At 63.8% G+C, this 2,369-nt stretch carries 1 pseudogene; it reads right to left on the bottom strand.

From position 1 onward, the window contains the following. Nucleotides 1–2,369, bottom strand: a pseudogene (locus WG891_RS26510) (autotransporter outer membrane beta-barrel domain-containing protein); the annotation flags it as partial.

Genomic DNA, 2,369 nt, shown 5'->3' on the forward strand with positions numbered 1-2,369 from the left:
CCCGTCACCACCAGCCGGTCGGTGGCGGCGTCATCCCCGGCCAGCACGGTATTCAGGGCGACGTTACCGCCGTTGCCCACATAGTTGCCGTTGATGATGAAATCGCTGTAGCTGCCCCCGGTGGCGGCACGCCCGACCACCAGGTTACCGGCGTTGGACACGTTGCCGATCACCTGACCATCACCGCCAAAGGTGCCGTTGGCCTGCACCGTCACATCGCTGGTCAGCGTGGCGCTGCCCAGCGCGGCAAACGCCTGGGCAAAGGCCCTCGGTGCGGCCTGCTGCACGGGCGCATTCACCGGTGGGGTGCCCACCAGCAACGTCCCCGACTGCACCGTGGTCATGCCGGCACTCACCGAGCTGTTACCAATGTGGACGGTGCCGCTCCCCTGTTTCATCAGGCTGCCACTGCCGCCGATCGGCGTGGTCAGATCCCAGTAGCCGGCGGTATTGAGCACCACACTGCCCGCATTGAGGATCGACGCCGCGCCAAAATTATCGCCCTGGGTCGCCGTCAGGGTGGTGCCCGCCTGGGTGGTGAAGCTGCCCGCATAGGCGCTGTTATTCCCGCTCAGGGTGACATTGGCCCCGTCGCTCAGCAGGGTATTGCCGCTGCCCTGCAAGGCATTCACCAGGGTGGCCGTCGCCAGTCCCCCCGTGCTGCCATCCAGATGCAGCGTGCCGTCTACCGCGATATCGCCGGTCCCCAACCCCTGCGCCTGCGTGACGTCCGCCGTCGCCCCGCTGTTAATCGTGGTGGTGCCACTGAAGCCGGTGTTGTTGTGATTGACGGCAAGCGTGCCGCTGCTCAGCACCAGATTGCCCGCGCCCGCCAACGCCCCGTCGGCCACGCCGCCGTGGCTCACCGTCAGGGCACCGCCGCCCAAAACCAGTTGGCTGTCGGCAGCGCTGTTCAACGCCCCCACGGTTTGCGTGTGACCGTGGAGGTCCACCGCCGCACCGCGGTCAATCACCAGATCCGAGGTCTGCCCTAATGCTGAATCCGCATTCAGTTGCACAGTCCCCGCATGGACCAACGTGGCCCCGGTGTAATTGTTGTCGGTCCCTGAGAGCACCACTATCGCCCCCGGATCGGCCTCGGTGATCGCCAGATCCCCGCTGCCGGTGATTTGCGCAAAGAGCTCGTTGCCCGGCGTGCCGTTAAAGCGTGCCGTCCCCACCAACGCCAGCGCATCGCTGCCGCTGGTCAGCAGGTCCATGCTCTTCAGGCTGTAGTTGACATACAGCCCATCACGCAGGTCACCGGTGGTCAGCCCAAAACCGAAGGTCCCCATCGCCGCCACCACGCTGCTGTTCGGGTTGGTGATACCCTCAAAATAGTCCTGGATAATCGGCACATCGCTGCCGTCGGTCAGGGTCAGTTCACGCCCGGTGCCGGTTGCCGCCCCGGTCACCAGGCCCAGCACAATCGCCCCGGTGTCCAGTGCCAGCGTACTGATCCCTTCCAGGCTCGGGGAGACGTTCGGCGGCAGGTTGACACTCACCGTGCCGCCTCCGGTGGTGTCGATGCGGCTGGCGTTCACCGTCCCGCCGGAGGTGAGTTGCCCGCTGTTATCGATGATGTTGCTGAAAATCAGCGTCCCGCCGTTCATCTCCAGCGCGCCAATCTGCTGCACGCCATCACCGACCGAGGTGCGGCTGTTGTCCTCCAGGCTCAATACCGTGTTGCTGTTGCTGCTGGTGTTGTTGTTCGATAACTGGAACTGGGTATTCTGCAGGTTGACCTGCCCGGTGAATGCTATACCGACATTGTCACCAAAGCTGAACCGGTTATTGTTGGTGTTGATATTCAACACCCCGGCGCCCAACAGGCGGTTGTCCAAGATAAAATCGCCGTCATTGCTGATGTTCAGGGTGTCGCCGGCGCTCACGATATCTACCGTGGCGGCTGGGTTGAACCAGTCAACGCTGTCCAGGTTCAGAACCGCACCGCCGTTGATGCTGACCGTGCCGATAAAGGCCGAGGCATTGGCATTGTTCAGCAGCACGTTGCTGCCGTTCGACAGCGACCAGGTCCCCGTCCCGCTGATGGCGTTGCTCAGCGTGCCGGTCAACCCGGCAAACACCAACTGGCTGCCGCCGTCAACCGTGACCGACGCGGTGCCCAGACTGGCGTTCTGACTGACGCTCAGCGCACTGTTGCCGCTCATGCCGAACTGGCCCGCAAAGCCGCTGTTATTGCCGGACAGGGACAGGGTGGCGCCGTTATTCACGGTCACCGTTGCATTGGCGACACCGCTCAGGGTATTGGCCACCTCACCGCTCACCCCGCTGAATATCAGGTGTGAGGTCGCCTCGGTGAGATTGACGCGGGCGGCCGAGGTGCCAAGGTGATTGGCCGCGCTGAC

It is taken from the genome of Serratia sp. MMO-28, assembly GCF_037199905.1.
Lineage (GTDB): Bacteria > Pseudomonadota > Gammaproteobacteria > Enterobacterales > Enterobacteriaceae > Chania > Chania oryzae.